At 70.8% G+C, this 5,487-nt stretch carries 7 protein-coding genes; 2 read left to right on the top strand and 5 right to left on the bottom strand.

Annotation, left to right across the window (positions count from 1 at the left end):
- On the bottom strand, positions 1 to 505 hold a 505-nt coding region (locus ACFWEK_RS18355; RefSeq protein WP_430554966.1), incomplete at its 3' end, for a carbohydrate ABC transporter permease.
- Between the two features lie 110 nt (positions 506 to 615).
- Entirely contained in the window at positions 616 to 2,004 is a 1,389-nt protein-coding gene (locus ACFWEK_RS18350) for an ABC transporter substrate-binding protein (RefSeq protein WP_430554965.1), read from the bottom strand.
- 222 nt (positions 2,005 to 2,226) lie between these two features.
- Between ACFWEK_RS18350 and map the strand changes: the two genes are divergently transcribed.
- A complete protein-coding gene (gene map / locus ACFWEK_RS18345) occupies positions 2,227 to 3,009 on the top strand; it encodes a type I methionyl aminopeptidase (RefSeq protein WP_430546543.1) in 783 nt (260 codons plus the stop codon).
- 34 nt (positions 3,010 to 3,043) lie between these two features.
- Here the strand turns inward: map and ACFWEK_RS18340 are convergent, their stop codons facing one another.
- Entirely contained in the window at positions 3,044 to 3,340 is a 297-nt protein-coding gene (locus ACFWEK_RS18340; protein ID WP_430546544.1) for a DUF1330 domain-containing protein, read from the bottom strand.
- A gap of 167 nt (positions 3,341 to 3,507) precedes the next feature.
- Between ACFWEK_RS18340 and ACFWEK_RS18335 the strand changes: the two genes are divergently transcribed.
- Positions 3,508 to 3,828 (top strand): winged helix-turn-helix transcriptional regulator, encoded by a 321-nt coding sequence (locus ACFWEK_RS18335; protein WP_430554964.1) that lies wholly within the window; start codon positions 3,508 to 3,510, stop codon positions 3,826 to 3,828.
- Between the two features lie 51 nt (positions 3,829 to 3,879).
- Here ACFWEK_RS18335 and ACFWEK_RS18330 read toward each other — a convergent pair whose 3' ends face one another.
- Together ACFWEK_RS18330 and serS are read right to left on the bottom strand one after the other, a co-directional pair.
- Positions 3,880 to 4,686 carry an HAD family hydrolase gene (locus tag ACFWEK_RS18330; RefSeq protein WP_430554963.1) on the bottom strand — a complete coding sequence of 269 codons (807 nt, stop codon included), beginning with the start codon at positions 4,684 to 4,686 and terminating at the stop codon, positions 3,880 to 3,882.
- Positions 4,683 to 5,487: serine--tRNA ligase (gene serS, locus ACFWEK_RS18325; RefSeq protein ID WP_430554962.1), on the bottom strand; the 805-nt coding region annotated here is incomplete at its 5' end. The genes ACFWEK_RS18330 and serS, both read right to left, overlap by 4 nt.

Here is a 5,487-nt window from a genome sequence, read left to right as displayed (position 1 = left end):
GGTTGATGTTCGCCTGGTCGGGCCGGAACTCGTAGACGAACTTCCAGATGATCGAGGCGCCGACCATCGAGATCGCCATCGGCACGAACACGAGCGCCTTGGCGAGCTTCTCGAACCGGGTGCGGTCGACCAGCACGGCGTACCCGAGGCCGATGACCGCGCTCAGCAGGGGCGCGAGGATCACCCAGGCGGCGGTGACCAGCAGCACCTGCTGGAACTGGCTCTGCGTGAAGGCCGTGACGTAGTTGTCGAACCCGATGAACTCGGTGCCGTTGCGGTTGAAGAAGGACTGCCAGAGTGTGATCAGACCGGGGCGGAGCAGCCCGTAGGCGAGGAAGAGGAGCGGCACGCCGACGAAGCCGGCCGCCACCACCCACGACGGGATGCGCTTCGGCCGGTCCACCAGGAACAGGATGAGGCCCATCACCGCGGCGAAGAGCACCACGGCGACCACCATGAGCAGGAACTTCTGCCCCGTGGTGTCAGGCTCGAGCAACCAGGTCATCGATGACCTCCTCGAGGAGTCGGGACGGGGACGGGAGCGGCGCGCGGTCCGGGGACGTCGGACGACGCCCCCGGACCGCGCGGTCGAGCAGGATCACGCGGCGCACCGGCTCACTTCGGCCAGGACGCCTCGATCTTGTCCGTGACCTCCTGGGTGCTCGCCCCCGTCAGCCAGTCCACGATGCCGTTCCAGAACGTCCCGGCACCCACCTCGCCCGGCATGAGGTCGGACGCGTCGAAGGCGACGACGGTGTCCGGGTCGGACAGGACACCGGCCACGTACTGGTCGAACTCCGTGGAGAGGTTGTTCGGGTCGAGGCCGCTGTTGGCGCTGACCCAGCCGCCGTCCGGCGTGCTCAGGGCCTTCTGGTTGGCCCAGTCCGCGCTGGAGAGGTAGGTCTGGAAGGCCTGCACCTCGGGACGGTCGTCGAACGCCGCCACGAACTCGCCGCCGCCGAGCATCGGCTTGACGTCGGTCTGGTCCGTCGGCAGGTAGAAGGCGAAGACGTCGCCCTGCTCAGACACCTCGGTGCCCTCCGGCCACTGCGTCTGGTAGAAGTTCGCCGCACGGTGCATCCAGCAGGTCTGGTCGAGGATGCCGTTGCCGGCGTCGGTCCACGACTGCGTGGCGATCGAGTCGACGCCGCCCAGGCCCGCGTTCACGTAGTCCGGGTTCTTGAGGATTTCACCCGCCGTGTCCCACGCCTTGACCACCTTCGGGTCGTTGAACGGGATCTCGTGGGTGTACCACTTCTCGTAGTCCTCGACGCCCGCGGTGCGCAGCATCATGTCCTCGATGAAGTCGGTGCCCGGCCAGCCGGTCGCGTCACCCGACTCGACGCCCGCGCACCAGACCTGGCCGCCGGTGTCGTCGTGGATCTTCTGGGTGAGGTCCATCAGCTCGGTCCACGTCTGCGGCACCTCGTAGCCGGCGTCGGAGAACATCGACGGCGAGTACCAGACGAAGGACTTCGCGTTGGCGCCCAGCGGGGCCGAGTAGAACGTGCCGTCGACCGTGCCGTAGCCCTTCCAGGTCTCGTTGAAGAACTCGTCGACGTTCTTGGCCGTGGCGTCGGGCGCCGGCTTGATCGCGTCCGGGTAGTCCTTGACGATCGTGTTGAGCAGGCCCGGCTGCGGCAGGTAGGCGATGTCGGGCGCGTTGCCCGCCTTGATGCGGACCAGCAGCTGCGCCTCGAACTCGCGGGACGCCTCGTAGTCGATCTTGACGCCCGTGCAGTCCTCGAACGCCTTGTACGAGTCCTGCTGCGTCGCACCCTCGGGGTCGACGATCGAGGTGTACACGCTCACGGTCTTGCCGTCGAGGTCGCCGAACTCGTCGTAGGCGGAGCAGTCGATCTCCGCGCTGGAGGCGCTGGACTCCTCGCCGACACCACCCTCACCGTCGGGGTCGCTGCACGCCGCGAGCACGAGCGCGAGGCCCGCACCGCCTGCCGCCAGCGCCAGTACGCGTCGCCGCGCCGTCGTCGTTCGTCTGGTCATTGCCGAGCTCCTCCACTGCGTCGTGGTCCACGGAGGTGTTCCCGCCGATCGGCGGCCCGTGATCCCCTGGTCCCCCTGACCGGGATACTGCCTCCCTCCAGAGTTCACCGCACCCCCACCGGCAGGTGCAAGTTCCTGCAAGTCGTTTCACGGTCACGACTCGGTGACGATTCGTGACACCCTGGACCCGGACCCCGTCACGTACCTTCCGAGAGGACCGCCATGATCGAGCTGAGGAGCCCGCGAGAGATCGACCAGATGCGCCCCGCGGGGCGCTTCGTGGCCGAGGTGCTCACGGCCGTCCGCGACGCCGCCGCCGTCGGGGTGAACCTCCTCGAGCTCGACGCCCTCGCCCACCGGATGATCCGCGACCGCGGCGCCGAGTCGTGCTACATCGACTATCACCCGTCGTTCGGCGCCATGCCCTTCGGCAAGGTGATCTGCACGTCCGTGAACGACGCCGTCCTGCACGGTCTGCCCCACGACTACGCGCTGCGCGACGGCGACCTGCTGAGCATCGACTTCGCCGCGTCGGTGGACGGCTGGGTCTCCGACTCCGCCCTGTCGTTCGTCGTCGGCGCCTCCGCGACGCCGCAGCGAGCCGCCGCCGACGCGAAGCTCATCGAGACCACCGAGGTGGCGCTCGAGGCGGGCATCGCCGCCGCCGTCGCCGGCAACCGGATCGGCGACATCTCCGCCGCCATCGCCAAGGTGGCCCGCGGCGCCGGCTACGACATCAACACCGACTTCGGCGGTCACGGCGTCGGGCGCACCATGCACGGCGACCCGCACGTGCCGAACGACGGCCGGCCGGGCCGCGGGTTCCCGCTCAAGCCGGGCCTCGTCATCGCCATCGAGCCGTGGTTCCTCGAGACCACCGACGAGATCTTCACCGACCCCGACGGCTGGACCCTGCGGTCGGCCGACGGCAGCCGCGGCGCGCACAGCGAGCACACCATCGCCATCACGGACGACGGCCCGGTCGTCCTCACCGCGCGCGACTGACCCGGCGCGGCACGGCGGCGGGCCGCGCCGATCCTCAGCCGAGACCTTCGACGATGCGGAAGTCGCGCTCGAAACCCTCCGGGAGCGCAGCCAGCGCCTCCCGGTAGGCCGCGCTCTCGTACGCGGCGACCGCCTGCTCGAAGCCGTCGAACTCGATCAGGACGACGCGATCGGCGATCCCGGCCTCGTGCGCGACGATCCGGCTGCCGACGCCGGCGAGCACCCGCCCGCCCGCCGCCGCGACGGCCCTCCCGGCCAGCCCGTTGTAGGCATCGAGCGTCTCGGGGTCGTCGATGGCGGGATAGACGCTGACCCAGTAGCCCTTGGACATGGAACCTCCAGCTCGCGGACGAGAGGGCGCTTCGAAATTCGAAGCGCTGTGGTGTGCGACGCTACCGATTCGGAATCCGAAGCACAAGAGGGGCGGGAGTCATGAACGCGCCGCAGACGCCCATGCCGGGCCGACCGGTCCGCGGGTCCACGACCGGACGATCCTTGATGGCGGCGCTGGACCTGTTCGGGCGTCGATGGACCCTGCGCATCGTCTGGGAGCTGGGGGACGAGCCGCTCGGCTTCCGGCTCCTGCAGAGGCGCTGCGACGACATGTCGTCGAGCGTCCTGCAGCAACGGCTCGCCGAGCTCCAGGAAGCCCGGCTCGCCGCGGTGCTGAGCGACGGCCGCTACACCCTCACCCCGCTCGGCCACGACGCCCGCGAAGCTCTTCGCCCGCTCATCGAGTGGTCGCTGCGGTGGGCTGCCGAGGTCTCTGACCCCCCGCCCTCCCCCGAGCAGACGGGCGACGGGCGGCCGGACCGATGACGCCGTCGTCCGCCGACCACCTCGGACTGCGGGGGCCGGACCACGCAGGAGCTATCGCAGGAGCGAGAGCAGCACCGGCACGACACCGTCCTCGTCGACGGGTCCGGTGACCTCGTCGGCGGCGGCGCGCACGACGTCGTCCGCGTGCCCCATGGCGACGCCCCGGCCGGCCCAGCGCAGCATGTCGACGTCGTTGCGCCCGTCGCCGACGGCCACGGTGTCGGCGGGGTCGACGCCCAGGCGCCGGCGCAGCCGCTCCAACCCGGACGCCTTGGTGACGCCCTTCGGTGCCACGTCCATCCACGCCGTCCAGCCGACGGCGTAGGTGACGTCGCCCAGGCCGATGCGCGCCGCCATCGTGCTGAACTCCTCCGGCGTGCGCTCGGGGCTGCGGATGACGACGCGCGTCACCTCGCGGGCCCACAGCTGCTCGAAGTCGACGACCTGGTGGACGCCGTCGAGCTCACCCTCGGGGAACAGCGCGTTCATGCGGAAGCCGATGCCGATGTCCTCGACGGCGTAGCGCGCGTCGGGCAGCTCCTCGCGCAGCAGGCGCAGCGCGGGGCCCGGGTCGAACGTGCGCACCTCGTCGAGCTCCCAGCCGTGCGGGAGGGCGGCGTCCAGGCGCACGGTCACGGCGCCGTTGGAGCACACCATCCAGCCTGTCGTGATGCCGAGCAGCTGCGCCACCGGCGTCATCGCGATGAGCGACCGCCCCGACGACAGCACCACGTGGTGCCCCGCCGCCTGGACCGCCGCGACGGCGTCGCGCACCGCGGGCGACAGACCGCCGTCGTACCCGAGCAGCGTGCCGTCGATGTCGAGGGCGACCAGGCGCGGGGCGGGCCGCCCGCTCACGCGACCGGCTCGAGCACCTCGAGGCCGCCCAGGTACGGCCGCAGCCCCTCGGGCACGCGGACCGAGCCGTCGGCCTGCTGGTGGTTCTCGAGGATGGCGACGATCCAGCGGGTGGTGCCCAGCGTGCCGTTCAGCGTGGCGACCGGGCGCGTGGTGCCGTCCACGGTCCGCTCGCGCACGCCCAGGCGACGGGCCTGGAACGTGGTGCAGTTCGACGTCGAGGTGAGCTCGAGGAAGCGCTCCTGGGTGGGCAGCCACGCCTCGCAGTCGAACTTGCGCGCGGCGGACGTGCCGAGGTCGCCCGCGGCCGTGTCGATGACGCGGTAGGGCAGCTCGACCTTGGCCAGCATCGCCTCTTCCCAGGCCAGCAGGCGCTGGTGCTCGGCGGCCGCGTCCTCCGGGTCGCAGTAGCTGAACATCTCGACCTTGTGGAACTGGTGCACGCGGATGATGCCGCGGGTGTCGCGGCCCGCGGCGCCGGCCTCGCGGCGGTAGCAGGCGCTCCAGCCGGCGTACCGCTTCGGGCCCGCCGACAGGTCGATGATCTCGTCCGCGTGGTAGCCCGCGAGCGCCACCTCGCTGGTGCCGACCAGGTACAGGTCGTCCTTCTCCAGGTGGTACACCTCGTCCGCGTGGCTGCCGAGGAAGCCGGTGCCGCGCATCGTGTCCGGCTTGACCAGCGTGGGCGTGATCATCGGCGTGAAGCCCGCGCTCACCGCCTGGTCCACCGCCGCGTTCAGCAGCGCCAGCTCGAGGCGCGCGCCGATGCCGGTGAGGAAGTAGAACCGCGAGCCCGACACC

It is taken from the genome of Isoptericola sp. NPDC060257, assembly GCF_042726645.1.
GTDB lineage: Bacteria > Actinomycetota > Actinomycetes > Actinomycetales > Cellulomonadaceae > Isoptericola > Isoptericola nanjingensis.
The sequence above is the reverse complement of the archived record's forward strand: the minus strand, read 5'-3'. Positions and strand labels throughout refer to the sequence as shown.

Excerpts from the sequence above, each read along its gene's own strand:
- map (WP_430546543.1), top strand. The coding sequence starts at position 2,227 with ATGATCGAGCTGAGGAGCCCGCGAGAGATCGACCAGATGCGCCCCGCG.
- ACFWEK_RS18335 (WP_430554964.1), top strand. The coding sequence starts at position 3,508 with ATGGCGGCGCTGGACCTGTTCGGGCGTCGATGGACCCTGCGCATCGTC.
- ACFWEK_RS18340 (WP_430546544.1), bottom strand. The coding sequence starts at position 3,340 with ATGTCCAAGGGCTACTGGGTCAGCGTCTATCCCGCCATCGACGACCCC.
- ACFWEK_RS18350 (WP_430554965.1), bottom strand. The coding sequence starts at position 2,004 with ATGACCAGACGAACGACGACGGCGCGGCGACGCGTACTGGCGCTGGCG.